This window comes from Tsukamurella soli (assembly GCF_039541155.1).
Taxonomy (GTDB): Bacteria; Actinomycetota; Actinomycetes; order Mycobacteriales; family Mycobacteriaceae; genus Tsukamurella; species Tsukamurella soli.
Genome location: NZ_BAABFR010000038.1, coordinates 1 through 15311, shown reverse-complemented (window position 1 = coordinate 15311; position 15311 = coordinate 1). Strand labels below are relative to the sequence as shown.

Sequence of the window (15311 nt, the reverse complement as noted above, 5' to 3'; positions counted from 1 at the left end):
CGACCGCGAACGCGAACGGTGCGGACTGGGCGGCGTCGCGGGCGCCGCCGACGGCGGCGAACGCGTTGCCGAGGAGGCGGGATCAGAACACCGACGAGAAGAGCGAGCCGATGACGGCGACTCCGAGTGTCGAGCCGAGTTCACGGGTGGCGTCGTTGACGGCCGAGCCGACTCCGGCTCGCGCAGGAGGGAGGACCAGCATGATGGATTCCGTTGCCGGCGTGGAGATGAGTCCCATCCCGGCGCCCATGAACATCATCTGGGGAACGATGGTCGACCAGTACGGGGTACTCACGTCGACGGTGGCGGCGATCCAGGCCGTGGCGGTTCCGAAACACGCCAGGCCGGTGGTGACGACGGCGCGCGTCCCGATCCGCGGTGCGAGGAACCCGCCGATCAGTGACGCCACCGCTATCGATCCGGCAACGGGCAGGATGCGGGCTCCCGTCGACAGCGGTGTGTAGGCGCGCACGACTTGGAAGTACTGCGTGATCAGGAAGATGAAGCCGGCGAGCGCGAAGAAGGTCACGGCGACGGCGCCGCTGGCCGCGCTGAACCGCCGGTCGCGGAACAGGGAGACGTCGAGCATGGGGTGGCTCGCCCTTCGCGACCGAGAGCGCCAGTCCTGGCAGGTCGAGCGGCGGGATGTCCGGGTCGCGCGACTCGGGGACGAGCAGGAATGCGAGTCCGGCGGCCAGCACGGCTACCGGCACCAGGGCCCAGAACACACTGCCCCAGTAGAAGTGGTTCAACAGCAGGCCGCCGGTGACCGGTCCGGTCGCGACCCCGATGCCCACCACGGCACCCCAACCGCCCACGGCGGCGGCCCGTCGTCGCCGGTCGGGGAAGGTATTGGGGTGCCGTGCACGAGCCCTCCTACGGCGCTGGCGGCGGCGAAGCCCAGCAGCCCGAGGATCAGGGCGGGTCGGCGGCCGTGTCGGTCGGACAGGCTTCCGGCGGCGAGGACGAGCGCCGCGAACGCCAGGTTGTAGCCGTCGACGATCCATTGCAGCCCTTTGGTATTCGCACCCAACTCGGTCGCGATGTCGGGGAGCGCGACGTTGACGATGGTGATGTCGAGGTTGATCGCCAGGACGGCGACGTAGACCGCGACCAGAATGCCGACCTTGTGGCTCACTACTCGTCCGTGGCGCGCTCGTCCGTGGCGCGCCAGTCGCGGATCGCGGCCACGAATTCTTCTGGAGCGTCGGATTCGACGTAGAGCCCTGCGCCGTCGACGATCACGGTCCGGTGGTGCGGGAAGGTCGACTCCAGGCGCTGAAGTTCCTTGGTTCGGAAGACCCGGTCGGCACCGCCCCAGACGATGAGCGTCGGTAGGTGACTGATCTCCACCAGAGCGGACTCGACCTCGGTGAAGAATTCTCGACTGGCGATGATGCGGCTGGGCAGGATCGCTGAAGCCTGGCGTCGGTGCGGGGTGTCCTGCGCCCGTCGATAGTGGGTCATCTCGGCGGGCGTGGGCTTGCGGCGGCGATGGCCCGTAGGGACGAAGGCGTTGACGACGAGGTCCAACTGCCCAGCCAGCAGGCGGAGCGGAAGTGATCCTCCGATTCGGGAGAATCCTTCGAAGTAGAGGTCGCCGTTGGTCGGCCATGCCCAGGTGTTGGCGAGTACCAGCCGATCGAAGGTGCCTGGTCTGCGCTCCGCGACGGCCAGTCCGATCGGTCCGCCCCAATCCTGTCCGACGAGCGTGGCCTCGTCGATGCCGAGCGCGTCGACGAAGGTCGTGACCACGTCGGCGTGCTCCTCGGGCAGGTATCGGTACCCGGGCTTCGCGGTGGATAGTCCGAAGCCGGGGTAGTCGAGAGCGATACACCGGAACTCGTCGCGCAGTGCGCGAACGACGTCGCGCCACAGGAACGACCACGTCGGATTGCCGTGCAGCATCAACAGGATCGGTCCGGACCCCTCGTCCACGTAGTGCACGACGTTCCCGTCGATCTCGACGAAGTGGCTCTCGAACGGGTACAACTCGTCGTCCACCCAGGCCGGCCGTTGCGCGGATTCCATCGTGAGGCCCCTCTCAATATACTTGAATAAATCAAGCTAGCTTGAAAAAGTCAAGGGGATCGATGAGTCGGAGCTATGGCCAGTACTGCGGGCTCGCCCGCGCCCTCGACCTCGTCGGAGATCGGTGGACGCTCCTGGTGGTGCGCGAACTGCTCCTCGGACCGGCGCGGTATCGCGATCTGCAGCACGGACTACCCGGAGTGGCGACCAACCTGCTCTCCGACCGTCTCCGCGATCTCGAGGCCGCCGGCATCGTCGAACGTCGGCCCGCAGCCGACAGCAACGCCGTCGTGTATGCCCTGACCGAGTGGGGTGCCGAATTGCGCGGGCCCATCGAGGGTCTCGTTCGTTGGTCCACACCACTGATGGTCAGCGGCCCCGGGACGGACGCCTTCCATCCCGAGTGGCTACCGGTTCCGCTGCTCGCCCTGCTACGCGCCCGCGCGACGGGCTCCCCGGCCGCGACGGTCGGCGTCATTGTCGATCAGCAGACCTTCCAGGTGTCCGTCGACGACTCCGGCCTGGACATCCGCGCCCACGACGGCCGCGAGTTGGACGCCACCGTCGAAGCGGAACCGATGATCATCCTCGGCCTGGCGGCGGGGCTACTCGACCTCGACAGCATCCGGTCGATGGTCGCCCTCACCGGCGACGAGTCCGCCGTTCGCCAGGCCTTCGGGCTGACGGCCCCGCGCCGGTGAGGCGCCGACGAATCTCCCGCGCCCGTCACTGCCAGTTCCGTGAGGTGGTGGGCACCGACAGGTCCATGCGCTGCAGCCGGTCGGCGACGACGGTGACCGCACCCTCCGCATTCTGCAGCCTCCCCCGCACCAGCAGCGCCGGCGCGATCTGCGCCACCGTCCGATACCGAGCCCATAACCCCTTGCTGCACAACACGTTGACCATCCCCGTCTCGTCTTCGAGGTTGATGAACGTGACGCCGCCGGCCGTCGCGGGGCGCTGCCGGTGGGTGACCGCCCCACCCACGAGGACGCGGTCACCGTCGGGCAGGAACAGCAGGCGGTCGGCCGTGACCACGCCGAGCGCATCCAGCCGCGGACGCAGGAACTCCGTCGGGTAGGAGCCGACGGTGACGCCCGTCGCCCACACATCGGCGGCGGCGAGTTCGACGTCGCTCATGCCCGGCAGCGTCGGCGGCACGCCCGCCGTGGCCATCCCCGGCAACCGGTCCGGCCGCTCCCGCGCGGCGGTGCCGGCCGCCCACAGCGCCTGGCGGAGACTGCCGCCGAAGCACGCGAACGCACCCGCAGTGGCCAACGCCTCGGTCTGCGCGGCCGTGAGCTCAACCCGACCGGTCAAGTCCAACAGGCTGGTGAACGGGCCACCCGCGTCCCGCTCGGCGACGATGCGCTCGGCGAGGTCACTCCCGATGCCGCGCACGGCGGCCAGACCGAGCCGCACCTGCGTCCCCCGCTCCTCCAGGTCCGGCCACGCCAGGCTGGCGTTGATGTCGGGCCGGTGCACCGTCACTCCGTGCCGTCGCGCATCCGCGATCAGCGACTGCGGCGAGTAGAAACCCATCGGCTGCGCCCGCAGCAACGCCGCGCAGAACACCGCCGGGTGGTAGAGCTTGATCCACGACGAGTAGTACACCAGCGAAGCGAACGACTGCGCGTGGCTCTCGGGGAAGCCGAAATTAGCGAAGGCACAGAGCTTCTCGAAGATCCGTTCCGCCAGCTCGGGCTCGATGCCGTGTCGGTCCTTCGCACCCCGGTAGAACCGGTCGCGCAGCCGCTCCATCCTCGCAAGCGAGCGCTTGGCACCCATCGCGCGGCGCAGCTGGTCGGCCTCCGCGGGGGTGAACCCGGCGACGTCCACCGCGAGCTGCATCAGCTGCTCCTGGAACAGCGGCACGCCGAGTGTGCGCTTGAGCGCCGCGTTCATCGACGGATGCTCGGGTGTGCGATCCTCCTCCCCCTTACGACGCCGGATGTACGGGTGCACCGACCCGCCCTGGATGGGGCCGGGACGGATCAGCGCGACCTCGACCACCAGGTCGTAGAACTCCTTCGGCCGCAGCCGCGGCAGTGTCGCCATCTGCGCCCGCGACTCCACCTGGAACACACCCACCGAGTCGGCGCGGCTGAGCATCTCGTACACCGCGGGGTCGTCGAGGCTCAGCTTCCAGAGGTCGACCTCGAGCCCCTTGTGCTCCTTCAACAGATCGACGGCGTAGCGCAACGCGCTGAGCATCCCCAGACCCAGCAGGTCGAACTTGATCAGCTTCACCGCCGCACAGTCGTCCTTGTCCCACTGCAGGACGCTCCGGTTCTCCATGCGCGCCCACTCGGTGGGGCACACGTCCGCGATCGGCCGGTCGCAGATCACCATGCCGCCCGAGTGGATCCCCAGGTGCCGGGGAAGATTCGTGATCTCGTCGGCCAGTTCCGCGACGGCATCGGGAATGCCCGCATCGGAGGTCTCTCCGCGGTCCCGGTGACGGCTCACGCCCTTGCTCCACGCATCCTGCTGTCCCTGCGAGAAGCCCAGAGCCCGAGCGACATCCCGCACCGACGACCTGCCGCGGTAGGTGATCACGTTGGCCACCTGCGCCGCGTTGTGCCGCCCGTACCGCTCGTACACGTGCTGGATGACCTCTTCGCGCCGATCCGACTCGATGTCCACGTCGATGTCGGGCTCGCCGTCGCGATCCGGGGCCAGGAACCGCTCGAACAGCAGGTTCTCCTTCACCGGGTCGATCGTCGTGATGCCCAGCGCGTAGCACACCGCCGAGTTGACGGCGCTGCCCCGGCCCTGGCACATGATGCGGCTGTCGTGGCAGAACTGCACGATCTCGTGGACGATCAGGAAGTAGCCCGGGAACTCCAGCCCCTCGATGATCGCCAGCTCGTACTCGATCTTCGCGTACGCCTCGGGGTTCGACGCCGACGGACCGTACCGTTTACGGGCGCCGAGGCGGACGAGTTCGCGTAGCCAGGTCTTCTCCGTGTGCCCGTCGGGTACGTCGAACAGCGGCAGATTCGGCGCGAGCAGCTTCAGATCGAAGGCACAGTCGGAGCCCAACTCCGCGGCGCCGGCGATGGCCCCCGGGTACTCGGGCAGCAGCAGCGCCATCTCGTCACCCGAGCGCAGATACGCACCGCCCGCCGCCAGCAGCCAACCGTCCATCTCGTCCAGGGTCCGGCGCGCGCGGATCGCCGCCAGGGTCATCGCGAGCCGTCGCTGCCGTGGGTGCGCGAAGTGGGCGCCGGTGGTGGCCACCAGACCGCCGCCCACCCCGGACGCCAAACCCGCTCCGCGCACCAGACCCGCCAGCCGGTGGTTGCGCTCGTCGTCCTCGGCGACGCCGTGGCACGTCAGCTCGACGCTCACGTTGTCGAGGCCGAACCGATCGACCAGGTCGGCGAGCGCCGTCGCCGCGGCACCGTCGGACTCGGACGCGTCCAACGCGCGTCGCACCGCCCCCTTCCGGCACCCCGTGAGGATGTGCCAGTGCCCGCCCGCCGCCTCGGTGAGCGTGTCGAGGTCGAACCGCAGCCGCCCCTTCTCCCCCGCGGCCATGTGCGCGTCGGCCATCGCGCGGGACAGCCGCCGATAGCCCTCGGGCCCCTTCGCCAGCACCAGCAGGTGGTCTCCCTCCGGATCGGCGGCGCCGGTGCGCTCGGCGTCGATGGCCAGCGACAACTCGGCGCCGAACACCGTCGGCATGCGCAACTCCCTCGCCGCCTGCATGAACCGGACCACCCCGTAGAAGCCGTTGTGGTCGGTGATCGCGAGCGCCGACAGGCCCAGCGCGTGTGCCTGCTCGACCATGTCCTCCGGTAGGGCGGCGCCGTCGAGGAAGCTGAATGCGGTGTGCGCGTGCAGTTCCGCGTACGGCACCCGCGAGACGCCGGGCACCGTCGGCGGCGGTGTGTACGGCTGACGCTTACGCGACCACCCGGGCGAATCGCCGCCGTCGCCCGGTGGGCCGCCGCCCTGCTCTCGTGCCGGGCGACCGGCGAGTACCCGTTCCATCTCCGCCCAGGTCGGCGGTCCACTGCCCCATCCCATAGCTGAATCGTACACTCATTCGATTATTTTCGAGTGTTCGATATAATGTGGTATATCCTTTTCGCGCGGACTTCGTCGGCGACACCGCGGCTCCAAACCTGGTGTACGACCGTCAGCAGCCCTAGCGTGTGCCCTGGCAATCCGCCCGAACCGATCGAGGAGCACACATGCCCGGCATCAAGGACAAGTTCGACAAGGCCTACGAGGAGAAGAGCATCGAGGAACTCGCCACCGCTCCCGTCGCCGCCCTGCAGGGCGTCTCGGATCGCCAGGCCGCCCTGCTCGAGGAGGCCTTCCACATCAAGACGGTCAAGGACCTGGGCACCAACAAGTTCTTCCTCTGGGCGCAGGCCACCGCCAAGCTCGCGGAGTAGCCGACTCGACCATCGTAGCCGCCTACAGTGGGCCCGTGACCGTCGCGAAGTCGATCCTGCTCTTCGGCGCGGCCGCGGTCCTCGAGATCGGGGGCGCCTGGCTGATGTGGCAGGGCATCCGCGAGTCGCGCGGCTGGCTGTGGGTCGGCGGCGGGGTGGTCGCCCTGGGCCTGTACGGGGCGGTCGCCACCCTGCAGCCCGACGCGAGCTTCGGCCGCATCCTCGCCGCATACGGCGGCGTCTTCATCGTGGGATCACTGGCGTGGGCGATGGTGGCCGACAGCTTCCGTCCCGACCGCTGGGACATCACCGGCGCGATGATCGCCCTCGTCGGCGTGGGCGTGATCATGTACGGGCCGCGCTAGCCGACCGCCGGCTATCCGCCGCCGTCCTCCGACGGATGCCCGGGCGGCGTCCACACCATCAGTTCGTCTGCACCCCGGAAGCCCAGCCGGCGGTACAACGGCACCGAGCGCGCCGACGGCGACAACACCACCCGCCGGTAGCCGCGCTCGGCGGCCACCGCCAGCGCCGCCTCCACGAGCGCGGCAGCCACGCCACGGCCCCGCGCCGCGGGCAGGACGAACAGGTGCCCGAGGTAGCCCCAGCTACCGGCATCCCGCCCGGGCAGCGGCATCCGGCGGTACTCGTGCAGCGTCACCATGCCGCATGTACCGCTCATCGGCGCACCCTCGAGCAGCACGGTCCGCCCGTCGGATATCCACCAGTCGCGCACGGCGGCAACGTATTCGGCGCTGCACTCGCCTACCGGATCCGACGCGAACCGCAGTGTCGCCACCAGCGCGGCGTCCAGATCCGGATCCGCCACCCGCACCCGCACCCGCACCGTCATCGCCCCTCTCCCGCGAGCACGCACACCAGGCGGGCGCGGCACCCGACTTCTCATAGAACCCTTAAACAGGCCACACCGCCACGCCACGGACGGCTCCGAGACTCCATGGGTACCGAACACGAGGAGCACCCGTGCAACAGAACCTGATATTCGCCCTGCCGTCGATGGTGGCGTTCGTGATCCTGATGGCTGTCGAATGGCTGTCGTACCGCCTGGACCCGGACAACAGGGGCAGGCCGCGACACGGCTTCTCCGGTCGCGACACGGCTACCAGCCTGTCCATCTTCGCTCTCGGCCGGATCACCAAGCCGATCATGGCGGCGGCCGCGCCGCTCGGATTCCTGGCCCTGGCGGCCTGGATCACTCCACTGCACCTGTCCTCGCACGAGTGGTGGGTGTGGGTGGCCGCATTCGTCATGGTGGACCTCTGCTACTACTGGGCCCACCGCGCCGACCATCGGATCCGCCTGATGTGGACCGCGCACAGCGTCCACCACTCGAGCGAGTACTTCAACCTCTCGACCGCGGTCCGGCTGCCCTGGCTCACCCCCGCGTCGCTGATCCGCCCGTTGTGGTTCGCGCCCGCGGTGCTGCTGGGGTTCCCCGTGTGGATGGTGCTGCTCACGCAGTCGCTCAACCTGCTCTACCAGTTTCCGATCCACACCGAACGCGTCGGCCGCCTACCCCGACCGATCGAGTTCGTGTTCAACACTCCGTCGCACCACCGCGTCCACCACGGCTCGAACAACCCGTACCTGGACAAGAACTACGCGGGCGTGTTCATCCTCTGGGACCGCATGTTCGGCAGCTACGCGGAGGAGCTCGAGCCCGTGCGGTTCGGGCTGACCACGAACATCGAGACGTACAACCCGCTGAAGGCCAACTACATCGAGCTCGCGGCGATGCTGCGCGACGTCCACCGCGCCCACACCTGGCGCGGCCGCATCGGCTACCTGCTGGCTCCGCCCGGATTCCACGAGGACAAGGACGCCACCTCCCCGGCCGACTCCGGACACAACCGCATACTGACGTCGTGACCATCAAGTCCACCGTCCTGGTCGTCGACGACGATCCCGACATCCTCGCCTCACTGCACCGCGGTCTGTCCCTTTCCGGATTCGCCGTGACCACCGCAGACAGCGGCGCCGACGCGTTGACCCGGTCCCACGCGGACCGGGTCGACGCCGTCGTGCTGGACCTGAACATGCCCGACCTCGACGGGATCGGCGTGATCACCGCGCTCCGCGCGCTCGGATCGGCCGTCCCGATCTGCGTGCTGAGCGCCCGCACCGCGATCGACGACCGGATCCGCAGCCTCGAGGTGGGCGCCGACGACTATCTGGTCAAGCCCTTCGACCTGGGCGAGCTGGTGGCACGGCTGCGGGCGCTCATCCGCCGGTCGACCGCCGCTACCACCCCGGACAGAGCCGACCCGGCACCGTCGGACCCTGAGGACGGGCTCGCCTGCGGCCCGTTGACGGTGGACGTCGCGGGCCGGCGGGCGTTCGTGGACGGCGCGGAGGTGGACCTGACCCGCCGCGAGTTCGACCTGCTCGAGACGCTACTGCGCAACCGCGGGATCGTGCTGAGCCGCCCCCGCCTGCTGGAGTTGGTGTGGGGATACGACTTCGCGGCCGACACCAACGTCGTGGACGTGTTCGTCGGCTACGTGCGCCGCAAGCTCGATGGTGCCGACGCTCCGGCGCTGATCCACACGGTACGGGGCGTGGGCTTCGTGCTGCGGCAGTCGTGAGCCTGCGCGTACGGGTCGCGGCGGCTGCGGCGGCGGGGACCACGATCATCGCGCTGGTGGTATTCGGGTGGGCGCTGGTGCACACGCGGTCGAGCAGTTACAACCAGATGGACGAGCGCCTGTCCGCGGCGTCGGCGACGCTGTCGGTGATCGACATGATCACGCAACGGGAACCCGTGGACGGCATGCTGGTGACCGCGCGGATCGGCACCCACTATCGACGCAGCGTGGGGCCTGCCATCCCGGCCGTGGCGGGCGATTACGGCTACGCCACCATCGACGGGCAGCGTTACCGCGTCCATAACCGGACGCTGCCCGTGCAGCAGCGCGTGGTGCTGTCCACTGCGCTGCCGACCGCACCCGTCGAGCACGCGATCGCCGTGCGGCGCCGGCAGATCGTGGGGCTGGCCCTCGCATCGGTCGCGGCTGCGTGGGCGCTCGCGTGGATGTTCGGCACCGTCGCCGCCGCCCCGATCCGGCGCTTGGCCACCGCGACCCGCGACTTCGATCCCGACCACCCACCCGCTCTGCCGGTCGGTGGTACCGGCGAGGTGGGCGAGCTGTCGCACACGCTGCGCCTGCTACTGACCCGGGTGTCGCAGGAGCAGACCTCGAGTGCACGCTCACTGGCCGCGTCTCGGGACTTCGCGGCCGCGGCCGCGCACGAGCTGCGCAGCCCGCTCACCGCGATGCGCACCGACCTCGAGGTCCTCGACACCATGCCGCTCGACGACGCGGCGCGCGCCGAGCTGGTGCACTCCGTGCGCCGCGCACACGACCGGATGGCAGACACCGTCACCTCGCTGGAGAGCCTCGCTCTCGGCGACCTCGTGGCCGAGTCCGACTTCGCCCCTACCGATCTCGGTGAGCTCCTCGATCGGGTCGCCGCAGACGCCGCCCGCGCGCACCCCGACGTGGTGATCGAGGTGGACGCGCCGGGCGGAACGGTGATCGACGCGCTCGCGCCGAACCTGCGCACCGCCGTACGCAACGGGATCGAGAACGCCGTGCGGCACGGCGGAGCGCGGCGAGTGGTGGTGTCCGCAGGCACGACCGACGGGACGACGGTGTCGGTCGCCGTGGACGACGACGGCGGCGGGCTCCCCCTGAGCGAGCGGGTGATCGTGTTCGAACGGTTCCGGCGCGGGAGCTCTGCGTCGACGGCGGGCTCCGGACTGGGGCTGGCGCTGGTGCGGCAGACGGCGGAGGCGCACGGTGGCGCGGCCCGGCTCGTCGACTCCGACCTCGGCGGCCTACGGCTGGAGTTGGTGCTGCCCGGTACTCACGGACGGCGCTGACGCGGTGACCCGGGAGTCAGCAGTCTGTTTCGCAGCCGATCTCGCCCCCCGGCGCGGCGCCCGGCTCGCTCCCGGGCTCGGCGCCCGGCTCGAGCCGTTGGGCGATCGCCGGCATGATCCGGGCCAGCGCGTCGATGTCAGCCGGAGACAGTGCGTCGAACACCAGGCGCCGGACCTCGTCGACGTGGCCGCGGGCGGCGGACGCAAGCGCCTCGAACCCCGCGTCGGTGAGCACGGCGCGCGCTGAACGACCGCCCGCAACCCGGGTCAGCCACCCGCGCTCGGCCAACCGGCGCAGGACATGGGACAGGCGCGACGGCGACGCGCTCACCCGGCGCGCGAGCGCCGACAGTCCGATACTGCGGCCGTCCGCCTCCGACAGCGCACCGAGCACCATGAACTCGAAGTGCGTCATGCTCGCGCCGGCCCGCAGCTGGGTGTCGAGGGCGGCCGGGAGCCGCATGGCGACGGCGATCAGAGGTCGCCATGCGGCCATCTCACCCGAGTCGAGCCAGTGCGTCGGCGGCGGGAATAACTCTTCGTCGGTCACAGTTTCCTCCCACATATACTTGAAGCTTCAACACAAGGGAGTGTCATGAACGACATGCCGGTGTTATACCTCAGCCACGGTGCACCACCACTGATCGACGACGCGACCTGGGTCGGCCAGTTGCAGGACTGGGCCACCGACCTGCCCCGGCCCCGCGCCATCCTGATCGTGTCGGCACACTGGGAGGCGGCACCACTGACGTTGTCGTCGACCACTCCGCACACACCGCTGGTGTACGACTTCTGGGGCTTCCCCGATCGGTTCTACCAGGTCACCTACGATGCACCGGTCGCTGCCGATGTCGCCGAGACACTCGCGGCCCTGATGCCGCGGGAGCACCAGCCGGTGCGGTCTGGCCGAGGCCTGGACCACGGTGCCTACGTTCCGCTCACCGTGATGTACCCGGACGCCGACGTCCCGGTGTTGCAGATGTCGCTGCCCACCCTCGATCCCGAGCGGCTGATCGAACTCGGCGCCCGGCTGCGCCCGCTGCGCGAGTCGGGGGTGCTGATCGTGGGTTCCGGCTTCACCACCCACGGCCTGCCGTTCCTCACGGATCCGCGTCCCGACGCCGCGCCGCCCGGATGGTCGGCGGAGTTCGACGCGTGGGCCGACGAGGCGTTCCGTCGTGGCGACGCCGCGAGCCTGGTCGACTTCCGGCACGCGGCACCGGGGATGCCGTACGCGCATCCCACGGTCGAGCACTTCGCGCCGCTGTTCGTGGCGCTCGGCGCGTCCAGCGACCCGGAGCAGGTGCCCACGCAGGTTATCGACAGCGGGTTCTGGATGGGTCTGGCGAAGCGGTCGATCGAACTGGTCTAGCCGCTCCGACCACGGACGTTCACGCCGGCAGGGTGTCGGTGACGGGAGTGTTCTGGGCCGCCGCGAGCGACCAGCCGTCAGCACCCCGCACGAGGACGTACATCGCCGACTCGCTGAATCCGCCCGCCTCGCCGCGGCGGCGGATCTGTGCCACGACCACCCCCGGAGCCGGACGGATGCTGTGGACGAGCTCGAACCGTGATCTCGGTGCCACGGGCCCCGGATCCATCATGCGATGGTGAATAGCGTTGAGCGGTCGGAAGCCCCGGACCACCTGCCCCTTGGGAGTGCCCCACACCACGTCGGCCGCGAAGAACGAGTCGTAGCGGTCGGCGTCGCCGGTATCGTGGCCCTCCTGGAGGGCCTGGATCAGCTCGGTGACCGCGGCGTCGGCATCGGAATCCAGCCGGTCGAGCGCTGTGGCGTTCGCATTCGTCGTCATGGCGGCGACGTTATTACCTGAACAATGGTCGAGGTCAACCCACGAGATACGACCGCCTCCGGCAGCGATGGTCGAAAGCGCGGTCCGTGCGGGTCGGCGTCGACGGAGATCGCGGATTCGAGCCGATTCGACCGAGATCCTGACCGGAGACACATTCGGCGGGCGCGTTAGCCTGGCCGGGTGACCAGCACGCCCGGACCAGCCGCCGACGCGGATATCCCCGCGTATCTCGAGCGACTCGGCATCCCGGGCCTGGCGGACGTCCACGTGCACTTCCTCCCCGAGCCGATGCAGCGCAAGGTATGGGGATTCTTCGACCGCGCCGATGTCGAGTACGGCACGGACTGGCCGATCACCTACCGGTTCGACGAGGACGAGCGGCTGCGGCGGCTGCGCTCGTTCGGAGTGCGCGCGATCCCGGCGCTGACGTACCCGCACAAACCGGGGATGGCGCAGTGGCTCAACGACTGGTGCGCCGAATTCGCTCGGCGGGTGCCGGATGCCGTGCACTGCGCCACGCTGTACCCCGAGCCGGGAGTGGGCGACTACGTCGCCGCAGCGATCGACGACGGCGCCCGGTTGCTGAAGATGCACGTGCAGGTGGGGGTCTTCGCACCCGACGATCCGCTGCTCGATCCCGCCTGGGAGGTGCTGGCGGACAAGGGCATCCCCGTGGTCATCCACGCGGGGTCGGGACCCACACCCGGCCCCTACACCGGACCCGGGCCGGTCGAGGCCACGCTGCGCAAGCACCCGTCGCTGACGCTCGTGATCGCCCACCTGGGCATGCCCGAGTACCACCGGTTCGCCGACCTCGCCGAGCGGTACGACCACGTACACCTCGACACCACCATGGCCGCAACGGATTTCACCGAACGAATGGCACCTATGCCCGCCGACTACCCGCACCGGCTCGCCGATCTCGGCGATCGCGTCGTCCTCGGCTCCGACTACCCGAACATCCCCTATCCCTACGCGCACCAGATCGAGGGGCTGGCGCGGCTCGACCTCGGCGACGAGTGGATGCGGAAGGTGCTGTGGCGCAACGGCGCCGCCCTGCTGGGACTCGAGTCCGACGGTGTCGGGCGTGCGTAGGGGCCGCCGGGCCCTCGCTGCCGCGCTGGCGGCCACCCTGGTGGCGGGCCTCGGCGCGTGCGGGTCACCGTCGATCACGACGCCCGTCCTGGCGCTGGACCGGTCGAAGGCGACCTTCCGCGAGGTGGGCGTCGACGAGACCCGAGACGACATCGCGGCGCTGGTCGCATCGGCGACGCGGATCGGTGCGAGCCTGGTACGCGGCGGCTCGGGGTCCGGGGTCGTGGTCTCGCCGTACGCGGTGCTCACGCTGCTGGCCGAGCTGCGGGCCGGCGCGGGCGGGGCGACCGCGGCGCAGCTCGACGGGCCCGACGGTGCCGACCTGTCGGCCCTGCACGACCCCGGCCGGGCGATGGCCGCGCTGATCGGGCAGGTGGAGCAGTGGTCGGGCGACCCCGGCTCGGTGAGCGCGTCGGCGCCGCCCGCCTCGCCGCTGTTCCAGGTGGGGCGGGCGCTCCTGGTTCCGTCGGCGGCGACGGTGACCCACGACTACCTCGACACCCTGTCACGCTGGTACGACACCGGCGTGTACCCGGCCGACTTCGGCGGCCCGCGGATCGATGCCGAGCTCGGCGAGTGGGCAGCGGTGAACTCTGCGAGCACATGGACCGCGACGCCGTTGCGTGTCGACACGGCGACGCGGGCGGCGCTGCTGGCCACGGCATACCTCGCGGCCGCGTGGCGGTACCCGTTCCAGCTGTCCGCCACGTCGAGCGCGCCGTTCACCGACGCCGACGGCTCGACCGCCGACGTGCCGACGATGCACGGCACCGTCCTCGCCCGGGTCGCGCGGACCGCCGGCTTCGAGGCGGTGCAGCTCGACTACGGCACCACACTGGGCCTGCAGATCGTGCTGCCGCCGCGGGGGCGCCCGCTCGACGACGTGGCGACCTCCGGCGCACTCACGGCCGCGCGCCTCGCGCTCGCGGCCGCCCCGGTCGCTGCGCACGCCGTGGCGCTGCCCCGGTGGCGGACCGTCACGTGGACGCACCTCCCCGGCTCGCTCGCCGTGTCGAGCCTGTTCGCAGGGGACGCGGACCTGCCCGGTCTGGGTACAGGCGTACACATCTCCGATGCCCGGTCCGGTGCCACGCTGACCGTGGGCGAGAAGGGCACCGCCATGGCGCAGCCGGCGGCGTCCAGCGCCCCGGCGACGCCGACCGCCGGTGTGCCTGCCGGTCCCGGCCCGGATCCGTTCGCGGTGGATCGCGCGTTCGTCTACTCCGTGGTCGACACTGCTACGGGCCTGCCGCTGCTGATCGGCACCGTCCGCACTCCCGTGACCGACTGAACCGCCGCTACTGTTGGTGCGTGACGTCGTATGTGGCTCTACTGCGCGGGATCAACGTGGGCGGCGGCAACAAGATCGCGATGGCCGAGTTGCGGAGACTCGCCACCGGCCTCGGCTACGATGCCGTGCGCACGGTGCTGGCGAGCGGCAACCTGACGTTCGAGTCACCGTCGGACGACCCCGCTGCGCTACGTGCCGAACTGGAATCAGCCCTCAGTGAACGATTCTCGTACGTCGCCACGGTGTTCGTCCTCAGCCGGGACCGACTCGCCGAACTGGCCGCCGGCTACCCCTTCCCGCCGCGGGAGGGCCACCACGACTACCTGATGATCGTCGACGATCCGGGCGTCGTCGCCGAGCTCGCGGCGATCGAGACCGCCGACGAGGTCGAGCGCACGCAGGTTGGCGACGGCTGCGTGTACTGGCAGGTCGAGCGCGGCCACACGCTCGACAGCACGGTCGGCAAGGGCACCGGAAACAGGCGGCTGGCCAAGCACCTGACCAACCGCAACATGAACACCGTGCGGAAGCTGCTGTGATCCTGTCGCAGGTCGTCGACCCGCGACTGGTGACGATCCGCCGCGGCGGGACGCTCACCGACGCAGACCATCACCTCCTCGCACTGTGGGCGGCGACCTGCGCAGAACACGTACTCCCACTGTTCGAGGCGGCCCGCCCCGACGAACCCCGGAATCGAGCGGCGATCGCCGCGGCCCGCGCCTGGACGCGCGGCGAGATGGGCATGATGGCGACCCGCGCGGCCGGCG

The 15311-nt window shown here is 70.1% G+C and carries 17 protein-coding genes and 1 pseudogene; 11 read left to right on the top strand and 7 right to left on the bottom strand.

All coding sequences use genetic code 11. The features are described 5' to 3' along the window. Positions 1-82 precede the first annotated feature (82 nt). From ABD908_RS13400 to ABD908_RS13390, 3 genes and pseudogenes are all read right to left on the bottom strand, one after another. Positions 83-797, bottom strand: a pseudogene (locus ABD908_RS13400) (MFS transporter). After that, positions 749-1138 carry an MFS transporter gene (locus ABD908_RS13395; protein WP_344996461.1) on the bottom strand — a complete coding sequence of 130 codons (390 nt, stop codon included), beginning with the start codon at positions 1136-1138 and terminating at the stop codon, positions 749-751. The pseudogene ABD908_RS13400 and the gene ABD908_RS13395 overlap by 49 nt, the downstream one beginning before the upstream one ends. Beyond that, on the bottom strand, positions 1138-2031 hold the full coding sequence (locus tag ABD908_RS13390) for an alpha/beta fold hydrolase (RefSeq protein ID WP_344996458.1): 894 nt from the start codon (positions 2029-2031) through the stop codon (positions 1138-1140). Before ABD908_RS13390 ends, ABD908_RS13395 begins: the two co-directional genes overlap by 1 nt. A 62-nt stretch (positions 2032-2093) precedes the next feature. Here ABD908_RS13390 and ABD908_RS13385 point away from each other — a divergent pair, with 62 nt between their 5' ends. After that, positions 2094-2732, top strand: coding sequence for a winged helix-turn-helix transcriptional regulator (locus tag ABD908_RS13385; protein WP_344996455.1), 639 nt, complete (start codon positions 2094-2096; stop codon positions 2730-2732). A gap of 25 nt (positions 2733-2757) precedes the next feature. On the opposite strand, the gene ABD908_RS13380 is transcribed toward ABD908_RS13385, so the two are convergent. Then, a complete protein-coding gene (locus ABD908_RS13380; RefSeq protein WP_344996452.1) occupies positions 2758-6066 on the bottom strand; it encodes an error-prone DNA polymerase in 3309 nt (1102 codons plus the stop codon). 167 nt (positions 6067-6233) lie between these two features. Here ABD908_RS13380 and ABD908_RS13375 point away from each other — a divergent pair, with 167 nt between their 5' ends. Together ABD908_RS13375 and ABD908_RS13370 are read left to right on the top strand one after the other, a co-directional pair. Next, on the top strand, positions 6234-6440 hold the full coding sequence (locus tag ABD908_RS13375) for a hypothetical protein (protein ID WP_344996449.1): 207 nt from the start codon (positions 6234-6236) through the stop codon (positions 6438-6440). A 35-nt stretch (positions 6441-6475) separates the two neighbouring features. Further along, positions 6476-6805 carry a YnfA family protein gene (locus ABD908_RS13370; RefSeq protein WP_344996447.1) on the top strand — a complete coding sequence of 110 codons (330 nt, stop codon included), beginning with the start codon at positions 6476-6478 and terminating at the stop codon, positions 6803-6805. Positions 6806-6816: 11 nt separating this feature from the next. On the opposite strand, the gene ABD908_RS13365 is transcribed toward ABD908_RS13370, so the two are convergent. Beyond that, a complete protein-coding gene (locus ABD908_RS13365; RefSeq protein WP_344996445.1) occupies positions 6817-7293 on the bottom strand; it encodes a GNAT family N-acetyltransferase in 477 nt (158 codons plus the stop codon). Between the two features lie 164 nt (positions 7294-7457). Between ABD908_RS13365 and ABD908_RS13360 the strand changes: the two genes are divergently transcribed. The 3 genes from ABD908_RS13360 to ABD908_RS13350 are packed head-to-tail and all read left to right on the top strand — an operon-like array spanning position 7458 to position 10344. Further along, the gene (locus ABD908_RS13360) at positions 7458-8330 is read left to right on the top strand and encodes a sterol desaturase family protein (RefSeq protein ID WP_385924471.1); all 873 of its coding nucleotides are present in this window, start codon (positions 7458-7460) and stop codon (positions 8328-8330) included. Further along, positions 8327-9046, top strand: coding sequence for a response regulator transcription factor (locus tag ABD908_RS13355; protein WP_344996441.1), 720 nt, complete (start codon positions 8327-8329; stop codon positions 9044-9046). The genes ABD908_RS13360 and ABD908_RS13355 overlap by 4 nt, the downstream gene beginning before the upstream one ends. Continuing rightward, the gene (locus tag ABD908_RS13350) at positions 9043-10344 is read left to right on the top strand and encodes a sensor histidine kinase (RefSeq protein ID WP_344996438.1); all 1302 of its coding nucleotides are present in this window, start codon (positions 9043-9045) and stop codon (positions 10342-10344) included. The genes ABD908_RS13355 and ABD908_RS13350 overlap by 4 nt, the downstream gene beginning before the upstream one ends. A gap of 16 nt (positions 10345-10360) precedes the next feature. Here the strand turns inward: ABD908_RS13350 and ABD908_RS13345 are convergent, their stop codons facing one another. After that, positions 10361-10894 (bottom strand): MarR family winged helix-turn-helix transcriptional regulator, encoded by a 534-nt coding sequence (locus ABD908_RS13345; protein ID WP_344996435.1) that lies wholly within the window; start codon positions 10892-10894, stop codon positions 10361-10363. A 54-nt stretch (positions 10895-10948) separates the two neighbouring features. On the opposite strand from ABD908_RS13345, the gene ABD908_RS13340 reads away from it, so the two are divergent. Then, on the top strand, positions 10949-11716 hold the full coding sequence (locus ABD908_RS13340) for a dioxygenase family protein (RefSeq protein WP_344996545.1): 768 nt from the start codon (positions 10949-10951) through the stop codon (positions 11714-11716). 19 nt (positions 11717-11735) lie between these two features. On the opposite strand, the gene ABD908_RS13335 is transcribed toward ABD908_RS13340, so the two are convergent. After that, a complete protein-coding gene (locus ABD908_RS13335; protein ID WP_344996433.1) occupies positions 11736-12158 on the bottom strand; it encodes a nuclear transport factor 2 family protein in 423 nt (140 codons plus the stop codon). Between the two features lie 180 nt (positions 12159-12338). On the opposite strand from ABD908_RS13335, the gene ABD908_RS13330 reads away from it, so the two are divergent. The 4 genes from ABD908_RS13330 to ABD908_RS13315 form a co-directional block, all read left to right on the top strand. Further along, positions 12339-13253 carry an amidohydrolase family protein gene (locus tag ABD908_RS13330; RefSeq protein ID WP_344996430.1) on the top strand — a complete coding sequence of 305 codons (915 nt, stop codon included), beginning with the start codon at positions 12339-12341 and terminating at the stop codon, positions 13251-13253. Next, positions 13246-14544 (top strand): serpin family protein, encoded by a 1299-nt coding sequence (locus tag ABD908_RS13325; RefSeq protein ID WP_344996427.1) that lies wholly within the window; start codon positions 13246-13248, stop codon positions 14542-14544. The genes ABD908_RS13330 and ABD908_RS13325 overlap by 8 nt, the downstream gene beginning before the upstream one ends. A gap of 20 nt (positions 14545-14564) precedes the next feature. Beyond that, positions 14565-15083, top strand: coding sequence for a DUF1697 domain-containing protein (locus tag ABD908_RS13320; RefSeq protein WP_344996424.1), 519 nt, complete (start codon positions 14565-14567; stop codon positions 15081-15083). Beyond that, positions 15080-15311 (top strand): putative immunity protein (locus ABD908_RS13315; RefSeq protein ID WP_344996421.1); only part of this gene is annotated, 232 nt, incomplete at its 3' end. The genes ABD908_RS13320 and ABD908_RS13315, both read left to right, overlap by 4 nt.

Excerpts from the sequence above, each read along its gene's own strand:
- ABD908_RS13390 (WP_344996458.1), bottom strand. The coding sequence starts at position 2,031 with ATGGAATCCGCGCAACGGCCGGCCTGGGTGGACGACGAGTTGTACCCG.
- ABD908_RS13385 (WP_344996455.1), top strand. The coding sequence starts at position 2,094 with ATGAGTCGGAGCTATGGCCAGTACTGCGGGCTCGCCCGCGCCCTCGAC.
- ABD908_RS13380 (WP_344996452.1), bottom strand. The coding sequence starts at position 6,066 with ATGGGATGGGGCAGTGGACCGCCGACCTGGGCGGAGATGGAACGGGTA.
- ABD908_RS13375 (WP_344996449.1), top strand. The coding sequence starts at position 6,234 with ATGCCCGGCATCAAGGACAAGTTCGACAAGGCCTACGAGGAGAAGAGC.
- ABD908_RS13365 (WP_344996445.1), bottom strand. The coding sequence starts at position 7,293 with ATGACGGTGCGGGTGCGGGTGCGGGTGGCGGATCCGGATCTGGACGCC.
- ABD908_RS13360 (WP_385924471.1), top strand. The coding sequence starts at position 7,458 with ATGGTGGCGTTCGTGATCCTGATGGCTGTCGAATGGCTGTCGTACCGC.
- ABD908_RS13340 (WP_344996545.1), top strand. The coding sequence starts at position 10,949 with ATGCCGGTGTTATACCTCAGCCACGGTGCACCACCACTGATCGACGAC.
- ABD908_RS13335 (WP_344996433.1), bottom strand. The coding sequence starts at position 12,158 with ATGACGACGAATGCGAACGCCACAGCGCTCGACCGGCTGGATTCCGAT.